Source organism: Microbacterium sp., from assembly GCF_040394595.1.
Classification (GTDB): domain Bacteria; phylum Actinomycetota; class Actinomycetes; order Actinomycetales; family Microbacteriaceae; genus Microbacterium.
Genome location: NZ_JBEBSA010000004.1, coordinates 190011 through 209344 on the forward strand (window position 1 = coordinate 190011; position 19334 = coordinate 209344).

Annotated in this window: 17 protein-coding genes; 9 read left to right on the forward strand and 8 right to left on the reverse strand. The window is 69.7% G+C overall.

The window, feature by feature from the left end:
• Positions 1-12 precede the first annotated feature (12 nt).
• A complete protein-coding gene (locus ABWO84_RS07820; protein ID WP_353113952.1) occupies positions 13-705 on the reverse strand; it encodes a response regulator transcription factor in 693 nt (230 codons plus the stop codon).
• A gap of 99 nt (positions 706-804) precedes the next feature.
• Here ABWO84_RS07820 and ABWO84_RS07825 point away from each other — a divergent pair, with 99 nt between their 5' ends.
• Positions 805-960, forward strand: coding sequence for a hypothetical protein (locus ABWO84_RS07825; protein WP_353113953.1), 156 nt, complete (start codon positions 805-807; stop codon positions 958-960).
• A 3-nt stretch (positions 961-963) separates the two neighbouring features.
• Here the strand turns inward: ABWO84_RS07825 and ABWO84_RS07830 are convergent, their stop codons facing one another.
• Positions 964-2091, reverse strand: coding sequence for a hypothetical protein (locus ABWO84_RS07830; RefSeq protein ID WP_353113954.1), 1128 nt, complete (start codon positions 2089-2091; stop codon positions 964-966).
• A 44-nt stretch (positions 2092-2135) separates the two neighbouring features.
• Here ABWO84_RS07830 and ABWO84_RS07835 point away from each other — a divergent pair, with 44 nt between their 5' ends.
• Both ABWO84_RS07835 and ABWO84_RS07840 read left to right on the forward strand, forming a co-directional pair.
• Entirely contained in the window at positions 2136-3413 is a 1278-nt protein-coding gene (locus tag ABWO84_RS07835; RefSeq protein ID WP_353113955.1) for a threonine synthase, read from the forward strand.
• Entirely contained in the window at positions 3410-3805 is a 396-nt protein-coding gene (locus ABWO84_RS07840) for a RidA family protein (protein WP_353113956.1), read from the forward strand. The genes ABWO84_RS07835 and ABWO84_RS07840 overlap by 4 nt, the downstream gene beginning before the upstream one ends.
• A gap of 63 nt (positions 3806-3868) precedes the next feature.
• On the opposite strand, the gene ABWO84_RS07845 is transcribed toward ABWO84_RS07840, so the two are convergent.
• From ABWO84_RS07845 to ABWO84_RS07860, 4 genes are read right to left on the reverse strand one after another with little or no spacing between them, the layout of a single operon-like run.
• Positions 3869-4762, reverse strand: a complete 894-nt coding sequence (locus ABWO84_RS07845) for a carbohydrate ABC transporter permease (RefSeq protein WP_353113957.1) — start codon at positions 4760-4762, stop codon at positions 3869-3871.
• Positions 4762-5718: a carbohydrate ABC transporter permease gene (locus tag ABWO84_RS07850; protein WP_353113958.1), complete on the reverse strand. Its 957-nt coding sequence runs from the start codon at positions 5716-5718 to the stop codon at positions 4762-4764. The genes ABWO84_RS07845 and ABWO84_RS07850 overlap by 1 nt, the downstream gene beginning before the upstream one ends.
• Positions 5719-5750: 32 nt before the next feature.
• Positions 5751-7043: an ABC transporter substrate-binding protein gene (locus ABWO84_RS07855; RefSeq protein ID WP_353113959.1), complete on the reverse strand. Its 1293-nt coding sequence runs from the start codon at positions 7041-7043 to the stop codon at positions 5751-5753.
• A gap of 53 nt (positions 7044-7096) precedes the next feature.
• Positions 7097-8008 (reverse strand): N-acetylmuramic acid 6-phosphate etherase, encoded by a 912-nt coding sequence (locus ABWO84_RS07860; protein ID WP_353113960.1) that lies wholly within the window; start codon positions 8006-8008, stop codon positions 7097-7099.
• Positions 8009-8245: 237 nt separating this feature from the next.
• Between ABWO84_RS07860 and ABWO84_RS07865 the strand changes: the two genes are divergently transcribed.
• The 6 genes from ABWO84_RS07865 (at position 8246) to ABWO84_RS07890 (ending at position 15949) form a co-directional block, all read left to right on the forward strand.
• Positions 8246-9121: a MurR/RpiR family transcriptional regulator gene (locus ABWO84_RS07865; RefSeq protein WP_353113961.1), complete on the forward strand. Its 876-nt coding sequence runs from the start codon at positions 8246-8248 to the stop codon at positions 9119-9121.
• A gap of 138 nt (positions 9122-9259) precedes the next feature.
• Positions 9260-12148 (forward strand): penicillin binding protein PBP4B, encoded by a 2889-nt coding sequence (gene pbp4b / locus ABWO84_RS07870; protein ID WP_353113962.1) that lies wholly within the window; start codon positions 9260-9262, stop codon positions 12146-12148.
• A gap of 102 nt (positions 12149-12250) precedes the next feature.
• The gene (locus ABWO84_RS07875) at positions 12251-13033 is read left to right on the forward strand and encodes a cyclase family protein (protein ID WP_353113963.1); all 783 of its coding nucleotides are present in this window, start codon (positions 12251-12253) and stop codon (positions 13031-13033) included.
• The gene (locus ABWO84_RS07880; protein ID WP_353113964.1) at positions 13030-13974 is read left to right on the forward strand and encodes a fumarylacetoacetate hydrolase family protein; all 945 of its coding nucleotides are present in this window, start codon (positions 13030-13032) and stop codon (positions 13972-13974) included. The genes ABWO84_RS07875 and ABWO84_RS07880 overlap by 4 nt, the downstream gene beginning before the upstream one ends.
• A gap of 65 nt (positions 13975-14039) precedes the next feature.
• Positions 14040-15260 (forward strand): MFS transporter, encoded by a 1221-nt coding sequence (locus tag ABWO84_RS07885; protein ID WP_353113965.1) that lies wholly within the window; start codon positions 14040-14042, stop codon positions 15258-15260.
• A gap of 65 nt (positions 15261-15325) precedes the next feature.
• Positions 15326-15949: a TetR/AcrR family transcriptional regulator gene (locus ABWO84_RS07890; RefSeq protein ID WP_353113966.1), complete on the forward strand. Its 624-nt coding sequence runs from the start codon at positions 15326-15328 to the stop codon at positions 15947-15949.
• 4 nt (positions 15950-15953) lie between these two features.
• On the opposite strand, the gene ABWO84_RS07895 is transcribed toward ABWO84_RS07890, so the two are convergent.
• Positions 15954-17597, reverse strand: coding sequence for a DNA repair helicase XPB (locus tag ABWO84_RS07895; RefSeq protein WP_353113967.1), 1644 nt, complete (start codon positions 17595-17597; stop codon positions 15954-15956).
• 42 nt (positions 17598-17639) lie between these two features.
• Positions 17640-19328: a helicase-associated domain-containing protein gene (locus ABWO84_RS07900; RefSeq protein ID WP_353113968.1), complete on the reverse strand. Its 1689-nt coding sequence runs from the start codon at positions 19326-19328 to the stop codon at positions 17640-17642.
• Between the last annotated feature and the right edge of the window lie 6 nt (positions 19329-19334).

The following is a 19334-nucleotide window of genomic DNA, read 5'->3' on the forward strand; positions in this document are numbered from 1 at the left end:
GGGGTTCCGGGGTCAGGCGGACTTGCCGACCTTGAGCATGTAGCCGAAGCCGCGCTTCGTCTGGATCAGCGACTCCTCGGTGTGCGGATCGATCTTGCGGCGGAGGTAGGAGATGTAGCTCTCCACGATGCCGGCGTCGCCGTTGAAGTCGTACTCCCAGACCTGATCGAGGATCTGCGACTTCGACAGCACGCGGTTGGGGTTGAGCATCAGATACTTCAGCAGCTTGAACTCGGTGGGGCTCAGCTCGATCGGCGTCTTCCCGACGTACACGTCGTGGGTGTCCTGATCCATCGACAGCTCGCCGGCGCGGATGATCGACTCTTCGTCGGCCTGCATGGTGCGCCGCAGGATGGCCTGCGCTCGGGCGACGATCTCATCGAGCGCGAAAGGCTTGGTGACGTAGTCGTCGCCGCCGGCGTTGAGGCCCTCGATCTTGTCCTGCGTGTCGTCCTTCGCCGTGAGGAAGAGGATGGGGGCGGTGAAACCGGCCCCGCGCAGGCGCTTGGTGACGCTGAACCCGTTCATGTCCGGCAGCATCACGTCGAGGATGATGAGGTCCGGTTCCTCCTCGAGGACGGCGGAGATGGTCGCCGCGCCGTTGGCGACGGTCTTCACCTGGAATCCGGCGAAGCTCAGACCCGTGGAGAGCAGGTCGCGGATGTTCGGCTCGTCGTCGACGACCAGGATGCGCGCATCAGTCATGCCCCCATTATGGTGACCGTTCCGCTGAGTGTGCTGATTTCCGCACGGGATGCCCGTGTTCGGGGGGAACACCGGAGGCGCGGGGGTAGCCTGATCGGCATGGGCGAGGACGGGTTCGGCGGCGATTCCGCCTGCTGGCTCTCCCGCGTGTGTCCGGAGTGCGGCGCCCTGCTCGACGACCTCGCTGCGCCGTGCTGGCGGTGCGGCCTGGAGCCCGGTGAGGAGCCGGCGCCCGGTGGCCGGGAGCAGCCCTGAGACTCAGTCGCCGCAGCGGATGAGCCGTCCGCCGGAGATCGCGGCCCGCGGCACGATGTGGGCCGCGGGGGAGAAGCGCACCCCGTCCGCATCCCGGTAGGAGCGTCCGGCCGGAGCCGTCGCGTCGACGGTGAACACGGTTGCGTGCTCGATGCCGCCCTCGAACAGCCAGGGGCGCGGGGCGCGGAGCACGTCGCGCGGAGCGACGGTCACGGCGCGGACGACGTCCGTCAGCGGCATGCCGCAGTGCAGGAGCTTGGTCATCACGGTGGCGAGGTCGTGCACCGGCCCGCGGACGTTCCGCACGTGGACGTCGGTGCTGATGGTGTGCGGCCGGTATCCGCGGGCGATCGCCCGGGCGGCGACGGACAGCCCGAAGCTCGCGGCACCGTGCCCGACGTCGAGCAGCACCCCGCGTTCCAGCGCTCGGGAGAGCGCGGGGATCGGCTCCCCGTCGTTCCACGGCCCGCCCTCCTTGCCGTGGAAGCAGTGGGTCGCCACGTCGCCGGCGTCGAGGAGGTCGAGCACATCGCCGATCGCGGGCGGCGCCTCGCCGATGTGCACCATCACCGGGATGTCGCAGGCGCGCGCCGCCTCCTTCGCGAGCACGAGCGGGGTGAGGCCCATCCCGCCCACGATCAGTCCGCTGGAGCGCACCTTGACGCCCCGGATCTCCGGATGCGCACGCACGGCCGCGATCGTGCGGCCGACATCGATGAACGAGCGGTCCGACACCTCGCGCAGATGGACGAGGCCGTGCGATCCGATGTTCAGCCAGATCAGCACCTCGGTCCGCGCCGTCGGGAGCACGTAGTCGATGAGTCCGCGTACCGACGCCTCCCCGGCGGTGCCGGCGTCCGCGAGCAGGTGCACCCCTGTCCGCAGCCCGACGGCGTCGGGAGGCAGGCCGATCTCGGTGGAACCGTCGAACACGTGCGCGTGCAGATCGACCCATCCCGGTCCGATGTGCAGGGAGGGGGGTCCGCCCGGTCGTGCCGCGCCGAGCACGAGCCGCCCGGAGCCGGTACGGGTGAGCGTCGCCGGCGTCGGTGCCGGTCCTCCGTCGACCACCATCACGGGCAGGGCGTCCGCGTGCCGCAGATCCGAGACGACGGACGATGCATCGAGCATGAAAATTACTTTCGTAGATCATGGGTGTCTTGGATAATTGTGTCATGACGTGCATTGATCCGCGACGGGTGTCGCAGGCAGCCCGGGCGTTCGTCTGCGACGACTGCGCGGCCGAGTATCCTCTCCACCGGCCGATCACGCTCTGTCCGGACTGCGGCGGACTGCTGGAGGTGCGCTACGACCTCGGGCTCATCGCCCCGGGGCTGCCCGGACGCGCACGGGAGGGGCGGGGGATGTGGCGCTGGCGCGAGCTGCTGCCGCTGCCCCTCGACGTGGCGCCGGTCTCACTGGGGGAGGGGGACACGCCGCTCCTCGAGCTCTCGATGCCGGGTGGCGCCTCGCTGCTGGTCAAGAACGACGGGCTGATGCCGACGGGGAGCTTCAAGGACCGCGGGTTCGCGCTCGCGGTGTCCTTCGCCGCGGCGCTCGGCGTCGATTCGGGGTTCACCTACAGCTCTGGGAACGCGGCAGGATCCTTCGGTGCCTACTGCGCGCGGGCGGGCATCGCGGCGACCGTCTTCGTGGAGGACCTCGCCAGCGAGCTGAAGATCGCCGCGGCGGCCATGGCCGGCGCGGATGTGCGACTGCTGCGGTTCGACTCCAGCGCGGAGATCTTCGCCTCGCTGGATGCGCTCGCCCGTGAGGGCCGCTACTCCTTCGTCAACTTCCTCAACCCCGTGCGCCACGAGGCGATGAAGGTCTACGCCTATGAACTCTGCGAAGCCCTGGGCTGGCGCGCACCCGACGTCGTCATCCACCCCGTCGGGACCGGCGGCGGTCTCTGGGGATGCTGGAAGGGCTTCCTCGAGCTCCGCGCGCTGGGACTCATCGACCGGCTGCCGCGGATGGTCGGGGTCCAGCCCGCGGCCTGCGCGCCGATCGTCGAGGCGATGGCCGCCGGGCGTGCGGCCTGTATCACCGTCGGAGATCCGGCCGCGACCATCGCGCAGAGCATCGCGACGGACACGATGCCCTACGGCGGTCGCCGGGTGCTCCGCGCGCTGCGCGATTCGGGAGGGCGTGCCTACGCCGTTCCGGAGCAGGGGATCGAGGACGCCATGCGGGCGCTGGGGCGCGCGGGGATCTCCGCCGAGCCGAGTGGCGCCGTCGCCTATGCCGCCGCAGCGGCGGGCCTGCGCGAGGGATGGATCGCGCCGGATGAGACGGCGGTCGCGGTGGTCACCGGCACGGGGCTGAAGCAGCCCGCCGCGCTGATCAGCGCAGCGCCGGCGCCCGGCGGACGTCTCGAGGCCGCCGACGTCGGCGCGTGGCGCCGCGTGCTCGACGGTGCGGGACGAGACGCGGCGGAGTGCATGCGATGAGCAGCAGGAAGAGGTCGGTGCGGATCACGACGGCACCGCGGCCCGTCGGGCCGTACAGCCAGGGGATCGTCGGCGGGGGCCTGATCTTCACCGCCGGTTTCGGCCCGCAGGACCCGGTGACGGGGGAGGTCGCGGAGGGGGTCGAAGAGCAGACCAGGCAGGTGCTGCGGAACATCTCAGCCGTGCTCGCCGAAGCCGGAGCGGCCCTCGGCGACGTGGTGAAGGCGACGGTCCACCTGCAGCATCTGCACCGCGACTACGACGCGTTCAACCGTGCGTACCGGGAGTTCTTCGTCGAGCCCTACCCAGTGCGAACCACCGTCGGCTCCGAGTTGCAGCACATCCTGGTGGAGATCGACGTCGTCGCGCTGGCGCCGGCCCCCTCGTCCTGAGGAGACCGGCGCCAGCGCGAGGTGCGGCGCCGTCGTCGCCCCGTCCGACGGCACCGCATCCGCTCACTTGCTCATACCGGCGGTGAGGCCGGACACGATCTGCTTCGTGGCGATGAGGAACAGCACCACGAGTGGGATCGTCGCGAGGGTCAGGCCCGCGAACAGCGTGGCCCAGTCGGTCTGATACTCGCCGAAGAAGCGGGTGATGCCGACGGGGAGGGTGTACTTCGTCTGGTCGCGAATGAGGATCAGCGGGTAGAAGAAGTCGTTCCACACCGGGACGAACCGGAAGACGATCACCGTGGCGATCGCTGGGCGCACGAGCGGCAGATGCACGCGCCAGAAGGTGGTGAACGATCCCGCGCCGTCCAGTCGCGCCGCTTCGTCGAGCTCGATCGGCAGCTGACGGAAGAAGCTCGACAGCACGAACGTCGAGAACGGGATCCCGAGCGCCCCGTACACGAGGATCAGGCTGAGCAGGTTCGACGTCATCCCCGCCGAGTCGAGCAGGTAGAACAGCGGAAGGATCGCGAGGTACACCGGCAGCATGAGGCCGGAGAGGAAGACGCCCTCCAGCGCGGTGAACATCCGTGACCGCGTCCGTGCGAAAGCGTAGGCCGCGAGCAGGGACACCGCCGTGGACAGCAGCACCGATCCGACCGTGACCATGATCGAGTTGAGGAAGTAGGTCTCGAACGAGGCCGTGACCCACGCCTTCTGGTACGAGGCGAAGTTCGGCGGGAGCGGCAGGCCGAGCGGGTTCGCCGCCATGTCGGGCATCGTACGCAGCGAGTTCGACACCATCAGCAGCAGCGGAGCGATGGCGATGAACGCGTAGATCCAGAGGAAGACGCTGGCGGCGATACCTCCGCCGGTAGTCCGGGGCCGACGGCGGGTGGGAAGCTCGCGCCGCCGCTTCCCGGTGGTCACGGCGACCGTATCGAGTGTCGCGGTCATCAGAACAGCCTCCTTTCGGCACGGCGCAGCAGGGCGGTGAAGAGGATCGCGACGCCGAAGATGAACAGGAACAGCAGGGTCGCGATCGCCGAGCTGGTGCCGATCGAGTTGGACGAGCCCGACTCGAAAGCGGTGCGGTAGAACAGCAGGCTCAGCACGTCGGTCGCCCGTGCGGGATTGCCCTGGGAGCCGCCGAGCGCATAGGGGATCGGGAAGGCTTCCATCGCGCCGATGAAGGTGAGCACGCTCACGGTGCCGATCGCGGGGACGACCATCGGGAGGGTGATCGAGAAGAAGCGCTGGAACGGATTGGCGCCGTCGAGCGACGCCGCCTCCTCCACCTCCTCCGGGATGCCGCCGAGTGCCGCGCCGTACAGCAGCATCGGGAAACCGATCCACTGCCAGGCGGTGACCAGGACGACCACCCACATCGCGGTGCCGGGCGATCCCAGCCAGGGCACCGCGAGCTCTCCGAGGCCGACGGCCTTGAGGGTCGCATTGACCGGGCCGAACAGCGGGGACAGCATCAGCGACCAGAGGTAGCCGATGACGAGGGGCGAGACGAGGTACGGGAGCGTGAAGATCGTCTGGAAGAAGCGCTTCATCGGCCCGATCCTGTGCAGCAGTGTCGCCAGGCCCAGTCCGACCGTGTTCTGGAACACCATCGCGCCGAAGAACAGCAGGATGTTGTGCAGGAACGCGTTCGGGATGTCGTCCTTGTACGGCGACGTGCTGAACAGGCGCGCATAGTTCTCGAGCCCGACGAACCCGCCGCGGTTGACGCCCGTCCAGTCGAAGAGCGAGTAGCTCAGCGCGGTGAGCAGCGGATAGGCCAGGAAGATCGAGAACAGGATGAGTGCGGGGAGGACGAACACCAGCCCCGTGCGCCGGGAGAGTGTCACCCCGGACTGCGGGCGTCGGCGTCTGCCTGCGCGCGATGGTGCGGTGATGGTCATGGTCTTCGTCCTCCCCTTCTGTCAGTCCTCGGTCACTTTCCCGGCGTGAACCAGGTCGAGACGCCCTTCTGCAGGGCTGTTGCAGCGCCTGCCGCGGTCTGCTGACCGAGGAAGAGCTTCTGGATCTCGGTGCCGAGCACGGCGGTTCCGAACGGGTCGCCGTAGCGGAAGTCGACCAGCAGCAGGTACGGCGACGAGCCGTCCTTGTAGTGGGCCCAGGCCTCCTTCATCACCGGATCGTCGTACTTCACCCCCGGGACGGCGGAGAACTGGTGGATCTCGTCGGCGACGAGCTGGCCGAACTCCGGCGTGGCCATCCAGTTCAGGAGCGTCAGCGCGGCGTCCTTGTTCTTCGACTTCGCGTTGAGGCCGAAGTTGCCGTCGGCCCACGAAGGCACGAGGGGCTTGTCGGACACCGACCCCGGTGCGACGGGCATCGGGTAGGAGCCCATGTCGATGTCGGGGGCCAGGTTGCGGATCGGCATGATGTCGGCGGAGAGACCGGGGTACTGAGCGGCGCGTCCGCTGGCGAACAGCACCTGCGCATCGGTGGCGCCGACGCCGGAGACCTCGGCCGGGAAGTACTTCTGCAGGTCCTTCAGCAGCTGGATCGAGGCGACGTAGTCGGGGTCGTTGAAGTCGGTCTCGCCGGCGAGCAGCTTCTTCTCGAACTCGGACCCGCCGTAGCGTGCGCTGCCGAAGATGTCGTGCACGATCGGCAGGATCCAGTCCTCCTTGGATCCGACGGCGAAGGGCGTGATCTTGTCGCCGAGCAGCTTGTCCTGCAGGGCGATGAACTCGTCCCAGGTCGTCGGGACCTTCAGACCCTGCTCCTTGAAGATCTTCTTGTTGTAGAAGACCTGGATCATCTGGGTGGCGAGCGGGACGGAGTAGATCTTGCCGTCCTCCTTGCCCTTCGCGCTGGCGATGATGTTCTCGGGGAACTCGTCCAGACCCTTGACCTTGCCGTCCAGCGGATCGAGCTGACCGGCCTCGATGTTGGCCTGCACCTGACCGTACGAGCGGACCTGTGCGATGTCCGGCCCGTCGCTCGCCGCGAGACCGGTGCTCAGGAGCTGGTTGTACTCGGTGTTCTGGAACGCCTCGAACTGCACGGTGATGTTCGGGTTCTTCTTCTCGAACACGTCGAAGATCTTGTTGTACGCGGCGATGTCGTCGGTGCGCCACGACCAGACCTTCAGCGTGACCTTCTCGCCGCTCTTCTGGTCGGGATCCGACTTGGGTGCGGAGCTCGGCGCGCAGGCGCTGAGCATCAGTGCGGTGCCAGCCACCGCTGCGGCGGTGGCGAGGATACGTCGTCTCATGGCTTTCTTCTCCTGGTGTTGTGGGTGGTGATCGGGTTTTCGGGCTTCTCGGTTCAGGGCTCGAGCGCGTCGCGGACCGAGCCGCGGGCGGCGTCGAGCATGGTGCGGGCGTGAGCGGGATCGACCCCCGCGAGCGCGGCGACGATCGCGGTCCTGAGGTCTCCGCCGGTCGCGGCGAGCAGTGCATGCGCCTCTGCCGCTCCCAGGCCGGAGGCCTCGCGGAGGATGCGGACGGTGCGGTCGCGGAGCTTCGCGTTCGTGGCGACGACCGACACCATGAGGTTCGACCATGTGCGGCCGACGGCGACCATGAGTGCGGTCGAGAACCCGTTGAGCACCAGCTTCTCGGCGGTGCCGGCCTTGAGCCTCGTCGATCCGGTGAGCACCTCGGGGCCGGTGTCGACGACGATGTTCGTGTCGGCGAGGCGCGCCAGCGGTGCGCGGGGGTTGCTGGAGACGAGCGCCGTGTGCGCGCCGGCGCGACGGGCCGCCTCGAGTGCGCCGGCGACGTAGGGGGTCCTGCCGCTCGCGGTGAGGCCGATCGCCACGTCATCCGGTCCGAGCCCGGACGCGTCCGCTGCACCGGCCTCGACGGAGTCCTCCGCGTGCTCGAGCGCAGCGACCAGGGCGTCCGGGCCTCCCGCGATGTGCGCGACGACGCGTCCCGGTTCGAGGCCGAAGGTCGGGATCAGCTCGGCGGCGTCGAGCACGCCGAGCCGTCCGGGCGTGCCTGCGCCGAAGTAGTGGACGATCCCTCCGCGGCGGAACCTCTCCGCCGCCAGCTCGACGAGCTCGGCGACGAGGGGGAGCGCATCCCGGACGGCATCGACGGCCACGCGATCGTGCGCGTTGAGCAGGGCGAGCACTTCCGCGGGCGGAAGGGTGTCGAGACCCTCGGATGCCGTGAGGCGGGACTCGGTGGGGGACGCCGCAGTGGTGTCCTGCTGTTCGTGCTTCGCGGTCATGCCGGGGCTTCGTCCTTCGCGTCATCGGGTCGGTGAGATCAGTATGGACAAAAGTGTCGCTATTGCCAACTCAATCGATTATTTTTTTCATCACGGTTCGGACAAGGCGGTCCAGAAGGGGCTCGGATGATGCGGAGTGGTAGCATTCCTCAGCGGATGGGCATGTACGGCATGGCCTCCGGCACGACGACCGGCGCGACTGGGCGCGGCGGTTCCCCCCACGTGCAAGGAGAATCGATGACCGACGTGTTCGTCGTCCTCCGGCAGCGCCTCCCGTCGCTCTCGAAGGCGGAGCAGAAGATCGGCGAGCTCGTGCTGGAGCATCCCGCGGTGGTCGTCGAGTCGACGATCACGCGTCTCGCGGAGCGTGCGGAGACGTCGCCGGCGTCCGTCGCGCGGTTCTGCCGCGCCGTGGGATTCGCGGGCTACAAGGAGTTCCGCATGGCGATCACGGCTGCGATCGGCCGCGAGGAGGCCGCGCGGGAGCTCTTCCGCGTGGACGATGCGGAGATCACCGCGACGGACTCGGCGCTCGACGTCGTGACGAAGGTGGCGTACGAGGAGTCGCGGGCGATCGAGGAGACCGCGCGGGGTCTGGATCTGGATGCCCTCGATCTCGTCGTCGGTGCGATCCGGTCGGCGCCGCGTATCGACGTCTACGGTGCGGGGGCGAGTGGGCTCACGGCGCAGGACCTCCAGCTGAAGCTGCACCGACTGGGCATCTCCTGCTTCTGCTGGGCGGATGCGCACCTCGCGCTCACCTCGTTCGCGCTCGCCGAGCCCACAGGCGTCGCGATCGCCATCTCGCACTCGGGACAGACCCTCGAGAGCCATCAGATGCTCGCCCTGGCGCGCGAGCGGGGCGTCACCACCGTGGCGATCACCAACTTCCCCGACTCGCCGCTCGCGGACGTGGCGGACCACCTGCTCGTGACCAGCGCCCGGGAGTCGCGGTACCGGACCGGGGCGATGTCCTCACGGCTCGCGCAGATGGCGGTCGTCGACTTCGTCGTCGTGCGGCTCCTGCAGGGGCGGATGGACCATGTCGGCGGGCTGCTGCGGCGCACGTACGACGCCGTTCAGACGCACCGTCTCGACGGGCAGCGGCAGTAACAGTTCACAATGTCGGCGCCCTCTGGTACTTTTTTCCATCAAGCCGGGCGATCGTCACCCCCTCGATCCTGAATCGTGTCCGGTGCGCGGGCGACGACCCCCCAGCCCGCTCCGGAACGAAGAAGATCTGGAGAGCTCGTGAACATCCTCAGACGGATCGCCGCGGTAGCCGCGGCCTCCCTCGCCCTCGCCCTCGTGATCGACGCCCCGGCATCCGCCGCGGCCGATGTCACCCTCGTCGTGCACTACACCGACTCGACCGCCGCCCCCGAGGGCGAGGTCGACGCCCAGCTGCTGGACGGCACCGCCGCGTCGGGGAGCGCGATCGCCGAAGACTCCTACGGGCAGGTGTCGACCTTCACCTTCGCCGGCGCCCGCCCCGATGCGACGCTGGGCTTCGTCGTCGCCGGCGACGGCGCGAACCCCGGCGAGCGTCGATACGTCCGCGCGCAGAGCGGCAGGGCGGAGGTCTGGCTGGTCGACGGGGACCTGCGCGTCTACGGGAAGCCGATCCCGGTCGACCGCTCGGCCGTGACGGTGCGGGGCCAGAAGGCCTATCTCCCGCACACGGCGCTGATGGGGCTGCTCGGGGTCACGACGCCGGCGGCTCCGATCGCGAAGAACGGATACGTCTTCGACGGCCACGCCGTGGGAACGGTCGACGTCCTGTCGCTCTACTACGGGCGGGACTACCACGAGATCGCGGTCGATCACGACCGTGGCATCACCAACTCGACGACGAGCATGCTGAACAACTACCGCGACCTCGACATGGCGTTCTACGACGTCGACGGCTTCAAGACGGGCAGCGGCTCGTCGGCCGTGTACAGCCTGTCGTTCGGGGCGATCGAGAGGCTGCTCCAGGTGGGGACGCTGGTCCACCCCGACGGCTACTTCCTCCTCCCGCCACAGGCCGCCGCGCACGCCGAGGTCACCGAAGGGGACCCGGCCTCCGTGGGATTCGACCCGGAGAAGCTCGCCGAGGTGGACGCGTTCGCGCGCCGGCAGGTCGCCGACGGGTACTCCGCGATCGCCGTGTCGGTGGTCAAGGACGGCAAGCTCGTGAAGAACGACGCGTGGGGCTCGGCTCTGAAGTACTCCACGTCGACCGGTCAGGACGGTTCCCTCGTGCCGGCCGTGCTGCTCCCCGAGGGGCAGCGCGTCGCCGCCGCGCCGGACACGGTCTTCGACCTCGCGTCGAACACCAAGATGTACGCCACCAACTACGCCGTGCAGCGGCTGGTCAGTGAAGGCCGTCTGGATCTGGATCAGCGGATCTCGACCTTCCCGGGCTGGGAACGGTTCACCGATGCGAACTCGGACTACACCGGCAAGTGGACCAAGGGAGGCGCTGGAGGCATCCCGCTCGACGCCCCCACCGGGAAGTCCACGGTGACCGTGCGCGATCTGCTGCACCACGTCGGCGGGATGATCCCGGATCCGGAGTACCCCAACCTCGGGTCGGCGGGTGATCTCTGGTACCAGACGAAGGATGCCGATCACCGCGCGGGCATCATCGACGCGATCTCGAGGACCCCGCTGCGCTATGCGCCGCGGACGACGTTCGCATACAGCGACGTGGACTTCATGATCCTCGGGCTGCTCGTCGAGCAGATCACCGGTCAGCGGCTCGACGAGTACATGGAGGCGCAGTTCTACGGCCCGCTCGGCCTGCGCGACACGGGGTACCGCCCGCTCGACGCCGGCATCCCCGCGGAGCGCATCGCGGCCACGGAGCTGAACGGGAACACCCGCGACGGGAACGTGTCTTTCGGCACGCAGCCGGACGGCACCCCCGTCCCCCTGCGGGCATACACGCTCCGCGGCGAGGTGCACGACGAGAAGGCGTACTACTCGATGGCCGGTGTCGCAGGGCACGCGGGGCTCTTCTCCACGACGGGCGACATGGCGGTGCTCACGCAGCTCATGCTCAACGGCGGTGTCTACGACGGACGCGAGTACTTCGACAAGGACGTCGCGGCGCAGTTCGTCGCACCCTTCATCGGGCCGGGCAACACGGTCAACGGCTCGACGGTCGGCCTCGGTTGGCGCATCCACTCCTATCGCACTGCCGGGTACTACTACTTCAACTGGGGTGCGAGTCGCAGCAGCTATGGGCACCAGGGCTGGACGGGCACGCTGACGATCATCGATCCCGCACATCAGATGACGGTCACGATCCTCACCACGCGCATCCACTCGCCGATCGTCGACCCGCCGAACGGGTTCGCGAACGACGCGCTCGACGCCTCCGATCTCGCCCCCTTCGCCGGGCTGGTCTACAAGGCGCTCGAGCGCACCGGAGACGACTACGTCATCGAGCGGTCGGTCTCGGCGGTCGATCCGCTCGGCGTGGCACCCGGCACGTCCTCGGACGAGGTGCGGAAGGGTCTTCCCTCCGAGGTGGTCGTCACCGACCGCGACGGCGCGGAGCACCGGGTGGCGGTGAGCTGGGATCTCAGCGGCTACGACGGCTCCGAGGTCGGAGATCACCGTGTCACCGGATCGCTGCAGCGCCCGGCCTGGCTGATCCCGGCCGATGGCGTCGATCCGCTCGTCGCTGAGGCGGTCGTGACCGTGACGGGCTCGGCGCCCGCGGTGATCACGCAGCCGAAGGACGTCACCGTGAAGGTCGGAGGAGAGGCGAGGTTCACTGCGTCGGCCTCCGGAACGCCGGTGCCCGCCGCGCAGTGGCAGGTCTCCGTCGACGGCGGGGACTGGAAGGACGTCGCGGGGGCCGCCGACGCGTCGCTGACCCTCCGCGAGGTGGCGCTCGCGCAGTCCGGAGCCCGATACCGTGCGGTGTTCACCAACGCGGCCGGATCCGTCACGACCGCGGCGGCGACGCTGACGGTCGAGCCGGGGGACGGCGGGCAGGGGCCTGGAACCGGGCCGGGTGACGACGGCTCCCTGGCCGGCACGGGAGGCGAGGTGCCGGTCTGGCTGATCGGCATCGCGGCGGTGCTCCTGATCGGCGGCGCCCTCGTGCTCGTGATCCGGCGCCGGTCGCGCGGCAGCGACGACTGACCGGCAGAAGGCCCTCGCCCGTCATCAGGGCGAGGGCCTTCCCCTTGACATCGCACCCTGTACGTACGTACAGTCAGTGAAGCGAGTGATCAAGGAGGACGCATGCGAAGGATCGTCGACCTGTCCGTGGACCTGCGGAACGGGATCGCCTCGGATCCCCCCGGGCATCTGCCGGAGATCGAGTACTTCGATCATTCCCAGACACGGGAGGACGTGCTGCGCTTCTTCCCCGGCGCGACGGTCGACGACCTGCCGGACGGCGAAGGGTGGGCGATCGAGCGGGTCAGCCTCACCACGCACAACGGCACGCACCTCGACGCGCCGTATCACTTCGCCTCCACCATGGATGGCGGCGCCCGAGCGATCACCATCGACGAGGTGCCCCTGGACTGGTGCATCCAGCGCGGTGTCAAGCTCGACTTCCGGGGCTTGGAGTCGGGCTACGTCGTCACCCCGGACGACATCGACGCCGAGCTCGCACGCATCGGCGTGGAGCTGCGTCCTCTCGACATCGTGCTCGTCAACACCTCCGCCGGGGTGCGGTACGGGCAGGACGACTATGTCACGAGCGGATGTGGCGTGGGCAGGGCCGCGACCCTGCACCTGCTTGAGCAGGGTGTGCGGGTGACCGGCACCGACGCATGGAGCTGGGATGCCCCCTTCGTCTTCACGGCGGAGCGCTACGCCGCCGACCACGACGCCTCGATCATCTGGGAGGGACACCGCGCCGGCCGGGACATCGGCTACTGCCACATCGAGAAGCTCCACAACCTCGAGGAGCTGCCGGCAACGGGCTTCCTCGTCTCCTGCCTTCCTGTGAAGATCAACGGGGCCTCGGCCGGATGGACCCGCGCCGTCGCGATCTTCGAGGAGGACGAGGCATGAGGATCGCATCCGTGCGGCATGAGGGGGAGCGGCGCTTCGGCGTCGTCGCCGACGGCGGGCTCCGTCTCATCGCCCCGGGCGTCGACCTCTACGACGCGCTCGCCGCCGACACGATGGAGCGTCACCTGACCGACGACCTGGTGGTGCTCGCGGCGGACGCGCCCCGCGAGGTGCCCATGCCCGTCGCGACGATCCGCGACTTCATCACCTTCGAGCAGCACACCGCGGGATCGCTGCGCGCGGTGACCGGCGCGGACGTCGTGCCGGAGGCCTGGTACGAGGCGCCCGCCTTCTACTTCACCAACCCGCATGCAGCACTGGGCAGCGGACAGCCCGTGCCGATGCCTCCGGGATGCACGACCTTCGACTTCGAGCTGGAGGTCGCGGCGGTCATCGGCCGGGCCGGATACAACCTCACGGTCGACGAGGCCAGGGAGTGCATTGTCGGCTATACGATTCTCAACGACTGGTCGGCCCGCGACCTGCAGCGGCGGGAGATGCGCGTGGGGCTCGGCCCAGCGAAGGGCAAGGACACCGCGACGACGCTCGGCCCCGAACTCGTCACCGTCGACGAGCTCGCCGGACGGGAGGACGGCGATCGGCTCGCGCTCGGCATGTCGGTGCGCGTGGGCGACGACCTGATCGGCGAGGACGACCTGCGGCAGATGGCCTGGTCGTTCGCCGAGCTGATCTCCTATGCGAGCCGCGGCACCTGGGTGCGCCCCGGCGACGTGATCGGATCGGGGACCGCCGGGGGCGGATGCCTCGCCGAGCTCTGGGGCTGGAACGGCGAGGAGCGTCCGGCGCCCCTGCGCATCGGAGACACCGTCACCATGACCGTCGAAGGACTCGGCACGATCCGCAACACCGTCGTCGCCGGTCCCGAGATCCACGAGATCCCCCGGGCCCGCCGGGTGGAGTACGTCCCTCCGACGAACTGAACGGCTCCGAGAGAAGCATCGGCGCTGTGCAACGTCGCACATTTCGTTGAAAGGAGAGCACGCCCATGCGCGCTCGCTGGTTGATCCTCTTCGGATCCTTCCTCGCCTATCTCTTCGACGCCCTCGAGATCGCGACGCTGTCGTTCGCGATCCCGTCGATCATCGAGGACTTCGGCATCACTCCCTTCCAAGCCGGTCTCGTCGCGACGGCGACATTGATCGGCATGGGGGTGAGCGGATTCGTGATGGGGTACGTGGCCGACAACTTCGGCCGCAAGAAGGCCCTCATGCTCTGCATGGTGATCTTCATCGTGCTGACCGTCGGCGTGAGCATGGCCCCGAACCTCCCCGTGCTGCTCGGGCTGCGGTTCCTCTCGGGGATCGGGCTCGGCGGCGTCTGGGGGATCCTGTCCGCCTACATCGTGGAGAGCTGGCCGGAGCGCACCCGTGGCAAGGCCGCCGCCTTCGTGCTGGCCGCCTATCCCATCGGCGGAGCGGTGGCCGCGGTGGCATCCGGGCTGTTCCTGCCGGACTGGCGCCTGATGTTCCTGGTCGCCGGGCTCTCCGCCGTCCTCCCGCTGCTCATCGTGGCCTTCGCGTTCCCGGAGTCGGCCGCCTGGGCGGAGGAGAAGCGCCGATCGTCGAAGACGGTCTCGATCTCGGAGGTCTTCACGCCGCAGCTGCGCCGCACCACGATCCTCGCCAGCCTGGTGTCGGCGATGGCGTTCATCGCGTACTACGGGGCCAGCACCTGGCTGCCCAGCTACCTCGCCACCGACCGGGGGATGGACCCTCGGGCGGTCAGCACCTTCATGACCGTGCTCAACCTCGGGATGTTCGTCGGCTACCTGGTGTTCGGCTGGATCGCGGACCGGATCGGGCGGCGCGCGGCGCTGATGCTGTCGTTCTTCGGCGCAGGGGTGCTGATGCCGCTCTACGGCGTCGTGACCGACAACACACTGCTGCTCTGGCTCGGACCGATGTACGCCTTCTTCATGACCTTCGCGGGACTCTTCGGCTCGTACCTGGGTGAGCTGTACCCGACCCGGGTACGGACCACCGGTGCCGGACTGTGCTTCAACATCGGCCGCGGGGTGTCCGCATTCGCGCCGATGGCGCTGGGCGGCCTCGCATCGGCGACCTCGCTCTCGTTCGGGCTCGTCACGAGCGGGCTGGGGTTCCTGGTCAGCGGAGTCCTGATGATCGCGCTGCCCAAGCATGCGGCCGAGGATCCGGTCGTCGAGGCACAGCAGGAGGCGTTGTCGGAGGACGTCGCCTCCCGCTGACCGACCGGACATCGCGGCCCGCGGAGCATCCCGTCGAGGGGGACCGCGGGCCGTAGTCTGGGTGCATGCCGACTTCGAGCGCCGAGGCGTCGCCTCCTCCCACCCGGAAGGAGGCCATCCTCGCAGCGGCGGAGCGGGTCTTCGCCGAGGAGGGGTACGACCGCGCCACCCTGCGCACGATCGCGGCCGCCGCGGGCGTGAAGCTCTCTCTCCTCGTCTACCACTTCGAGTCGAAGGCCCAGCTGTACCGTGCGGTGTTCGAGCGGCACCAGCACATCAACGAGGAGCGCCGCGAGCAGTTGCGCGGCGTCGACCTCGCTGCGGGCGACGCCCTCGAGCAGATCGTCGACGCCTTCCTGCACACCGCCTACCTGGCCGAGCGGGACGCCGCGCTGGCGCAGTACTTCGGGCTCGTGCTCCGAGAGGCGAGCGATCCCTCCAGCGCGGAGCGGACGATCATCCGCGACCTGTTCGACCCCATGGCGCGGGAGTTCATCGCCGCACTGCGAGCGGTGCTCCCGGACAAGCCGGAGGGATTCCACCGGCAGGCCTACCTCTTCGCCGTGGGCGCGCTGACGCTCACCGCGAACGACGCCCGCGAGCGGGAGCTCGCCGGGGCGGAGGGCGCGGCGCCGAGTCGCGCCGCGGTGCTGCGGGGCTTCCTCGTCGCGGCGCTGCGCGGGGGCTGATGCGCTACGCGGCGGCGAGCTCCGCCGCATCGAGGATCGTGTAGCTGTAGCCCTGCTCGGCGAGGAAGCGCTGGCGGTTCTGCGCGTAGTCCTGGTCGACCGTGTCGCGCGCGATCAGCGTGTAGAAGCTCGCGGTGTGACCGGACTGCTTGGGGCGCAGCAGTCGTCCGAGACGCTGCGCCTCCTCCTGGCGGGAACCGAATGAGCCCGACACCTGGATCGCCACCGACGCCTCGGGGAGGTCGATCGAGAAGTTGGCCACCTTCGACACCACGAGCAGCGAGATCTCGCCCTCGCGGAACTGCCGATAGAGCTCCTCGCGTTCGTCGACGGGGGTCGCCCCGGTGATCTGCGGGGCGTTGAGCGCTTCCGACAGCGTGTCGAGCTGGTCGAGGTACTGACCGATCACGAGCACCCGCTCGCCGGGGTGCTTGGCGATCAGCTCGCGCACCGCGTGGATCTTCGCCGGAGCGGACGCCGCGAGACGGTACCGCTCGTCATCGGTCGCCGCGGCGTACTCGAGCCGGTCGCCCGGGGGCAGGTCGACGCGCACCTCGTAGCAGGCGGCGGGGGAGATGAAGCCCTGCGCCTCGATCTGCTTCCACGGGGCGTCGAAGCGCTTCGGGCCGATGAGGCTGAACACGTCGCCCTCCCGTCCGTCCTCGCGCACGAGCGTGGCGGTGAGGCCGATGCGGCGCCGGGCCTGCAGGTCGGCGGTGAGCTTGAACACCGGCGCGGGAAGCAGGTGCACCTCGTCGTAGACGATGAGCCCCCAGTCGAGCGCATCGAGGAGCGCGAGGTGGGCGTACTCGCCCTTCCGCTTGGCGGTGAGGATCTGATAGGTCGCGATCGTGACCGGCTTCACCTCCTTGGCCTGGCCGGAGTACTCGCCGATCTCCTCGGGGGTCAGGCTGGTGCGCTTGAGCAGCTCGTCGCGCCACTGTCGGGCGGAGACGGTGTTGGTCACGAGGATCAGTGTCGTGGTGCCGGTCGCGGCCATGGCGCCGGCGCCGACGATCGTCTTCCCCGCGCCGCAGGGGAGCACGACCACGCCGGAGCCGTCCTTGGCGAAGGCGTCGACAGCCTCGCGCTGGTAGGGGCGCATGGTCCAGCCGTCCTCGGCGAGGTCGATCTCGTGCGGGGTGCCCGGCGTGTAGCCGGCGAGGTCCTCCGCGGGCCATCCGATCTTCAGCAGCTCCTGCTTGATCTGTCCGCGGGCCCAGGCGTCGACGACGTACGTCTCGGGGGACGGGCGACCGATGAGCAGCGGCTGGATGCGCTTGTTGCCCGCGACCTGGGCGAGCACCGCGGCATCCGTCGACCTCAGCACGAGCGTCCCCTCGTCGTCGCGCTCGATCACGAGCCGCCCGTAGCGGTTCACGGTCTCACGCAGGTCGACGGCCACCGAGGGCGGGACGGGGAAGCGCGACCAGCGGTCGAGCGTGTCGAGCATGTCCTCGGCCGTGTGGCCGGCGGCGCGTGCGTTCCACAGCCCGAGCCGGGTGATCCGGTAGGTGTGGATGTGCTCGGGCGCGCGCTCGAGCTCGGCGAAGATCGCGAGCTCATGGCGGGCGGACTCGGCGTCCGCGTGCGCGACCTCGAGGAGCACGGTGCGGTCGCTCTGCACGATCAGGGGTCCGTCAGACATAGCTGCCCAGTCTACCGGGCGCTGCGGTCGAGGGGGGGGTGATCAGGCCGGCCGCACCGAGAGGATGCTGCGCACCGGGAGGGTGCGCTCGACGTCGGCCTCCCGATCACGACCTCGCAGGCGTCCGCCGCCGAGACCCGCCGCCTCGAGGGTGAGCTCGCGCGTCGAACCGTCCGGCATCCCCACCTCGACCACGATGGTCGCCTTCCCCCGTACGGCGGCGTCGAGCTCACGGTCCAGCCATGCGGCGTCGGCGTCGGGGCCCTGTCTGCTGCGCAGTCGTGCGATCAGCGGCGCATACGACGGGGCCGGCTCGACGGGCGGCGCCGCCGCGGGGGTCCGCGTGGCCGGGACCGGATCGCCATCCGCGTCGACCAGCGTCGCGGGATAGCGGGCGTCGACGAGCGCCCAGTACACGGTCTCGGCCCCCACGCGCGACACGAGCATCCCGTCCTCGGGGAGCAGGGCGAGAGGACGCAGCCCGCGGTCCACGCCGAGCGCCTCGATCAGATGGGGGTCGCGGCTGGTGATCGTCGTCCCGGTCGCGGTCTGCCAGACGCGCACGAGCCCGTGCCGCTGGGACGACTGGGAGATGAGGTACGCGAGCGGCTGCGGCATCCCGGTCAGAGAGAGCGCGGTGAGAAACTCGACGAGCCCCTGTTCGGTCTCTCCGTCGACGAGCGCCCGCGTGAGGGAATCCTCGGTGAAACGGTAGCTGGAGGAGCCCGACGACTCGTGCTCGGTCATCCCGCGCAGCCGGAGTTCGAGCGAGGGGACCAGCGGCCCCGGTGCGATCGCCGTGAGGTCGTTCTGCAGAAAGACCTTGTCGACCTCGGCGGGGACCAGTGCGGCGAGCGGCGCGGGATCGACCGCGGCGCCGGTGCGGACCGGGCCGGCCCAGACGGGCTCGGACCCGTCGTCTCCGGAGAGTCCGAGCAGTCCGAGGCGAGTGGCGAGGCGCTCGGCCTGCGCGGGCCAGCCTCCGTCCCACGGATAGGCGAGCGGCCAGGTCGACGGCGGCGTCCAGGAGCCGTCGGTGCGGACGCCCGCGGGCAGGTCGGCGCGGAAGGCCGAGGCGAGAGCGGACCATCGGTCGGCGAAGGAGGCGGGCAGCCAGAGCGCGGCCGCCTCGCCGAGCAGGAGACGGCGATCGCCCACATGGAGGAGCCCGGCGGAGACGGCGAGAGCGCGGAGGTCGTCGATCTCCTCCGTCGGGATCCCGGACTCGGCCAGCCTCTTGCGGTCGCCGGCGGAGAGCTGTCCCGTCGCGAGGAGGGAGGGAGCGCTCTCCCGCACGCTGAGCAGGAGGTCGGCGACGCGTCCGACGGTCGTGAACGCGCGCTCGGCGGCGCGGGCCGCCGCGGACTCGGAGGACGGTTCCGGGAGCGGCGTCCCATCCGGGGAGGGGACGCCGTCGCGGGCGATCAGGAGATCGGCGACGGGCACGGGGAGCGACCCTTCGCCGTCGAGGAGGCCCAGCGCGATGAGGTGCGCGCGCGGCGCTCCGGCGTCCCCTCCCGCCTCGACGCGCAGGAGCGCCGCGGCCTGGGGGAGGGTGAGCGCGGTGAGGGCCCGTTCGACCGAGGCGGGCTCGAGGAGGGCCTCGGCCGCGTCGAAGAAGTCCTGCCACCCCGGGTCGGGGCGCACGCCCCGGGCCTGGAACAGCGCGCCGAGCTCGTCATCGCCCGCCGCGGCCAGCCTCACGGCGAGCGGGCGTGCGTGGGTGCTCATCGGCGG

Bases quoted from the DNA above. Each gene is read 5' to 3' on its own strand.
- ABWO84_RS07850 (WP_353113958.1), bottom strand. From the start codon at position 5,718: ATGACCATCACCGCACCATCGCGCGCAGGCAGACGCCGACGCCCGCAG.
- ABWO84_RS07855 (WP_353113959.1), bottom strand. From the start codon at position 7,043: ATGAGACGACGTATCCTCGCCACCGCCGCAGCGGTGGCTGGCACCGCA.
- ABWO84_RS07880 (WP_353113964.1), top strand. From the start codon at position 13,030: ATGAGGATCGCATCCGTGCGGCATGAGGGGGAGCGGCGCTTCGGCGTC.
- ABWO84_RS07835 (WP_353113955.1), top strand. From the start codon at position 2,136: ATGACGTGCATTGATCCGCGACGGGTGTCGCAGGCAGCCCGGGCGTTC.
- ABWO84_RS07860 (WP_353113960.1), bottom strand. From the start codon at position 8,008: ATGACCGCGAAGCACGAACAGCAGGACACCACTGCGGCGTCCCCCACC.
- ABWO84_RS07820 (WP_353113952.1), bottom strand. From the start codon at position 705: ATGACTGATGCGCGCATCCTGGTCGTCGACGACGAGCCGAACATCCGC.
- ABWO84_RS07875 (WP_353113963.1), top strand. From the start codon at position 12,251: ATGCGAAGGATCGTCGACCTGTCCGTGGACCTGCGGAACGGGATCGCC.
- ABWO84_RS07845 (WP_353113957.1), bottom strand. From the start codon at position 4,762: ATGACCGCGACACTCGATACGGTCGCCGTGACCACCGGGAAGCGGCGG.
- ABWO84_RS07895 (WP_353113967.1), bottom strand. From the start codon at position 17,597: ATGTCTGACGGACCCCTGATCGTGCAGAGCGACCGCACCGTGCTCCTC.
- ABWO84_RS07885 (WP_353113965.1), top strand. From the start codon at position 14,040: ATGCGCGCTCGCTGGTTGATCCTCTTCGGATCCTTCCTCGCCTATCTC.
- ABWO84_RS07830 (WP_353113954.1), bottom strand. From the start codon at position 2,091: ATGCTCGATGCATCGTCCGTCGTCTCGGATCTGCGGCACGCGGACGCC.
- ABWO84_RS07890 (WP_353113966.1), top strand. From the start codon at position 15,326: ATGCCGACTTCGAGCGCCGAGGCGTCGCCTCCTCCCACCCGGAAGGAG.
- ABWO84_RS07900 (WP_353113968.1), bottom strand. From the start codon at position 19,328: ATGAGCACCCACGCACGCCCGCTCGCCGTGAGGCTGGCCGCGGCGGGC.
- ABWO84_RS07865 (WP_353113961.1), top strand. From the start codon at position 8,246: ATGACCGACGTGTTCGTCGTCCTCCGGCAGCGCCTCCCGTCGCTCTCG.
- ABWO84_RS07840 (WP_353113956.1), top strand. From the start codon at position 3,410: ATGAGCAGCAGGAAGAGGTCGGTGCGGATCACGACGGCACCGCGGCCC.
- ABWO84_RS07825 (WP_353113953.1), top strand. From the start codon at position 805: ATGGGCGAGGACGGGTTCGGCGGCGATTCCGCCTGCTGGCTCTCCCGC.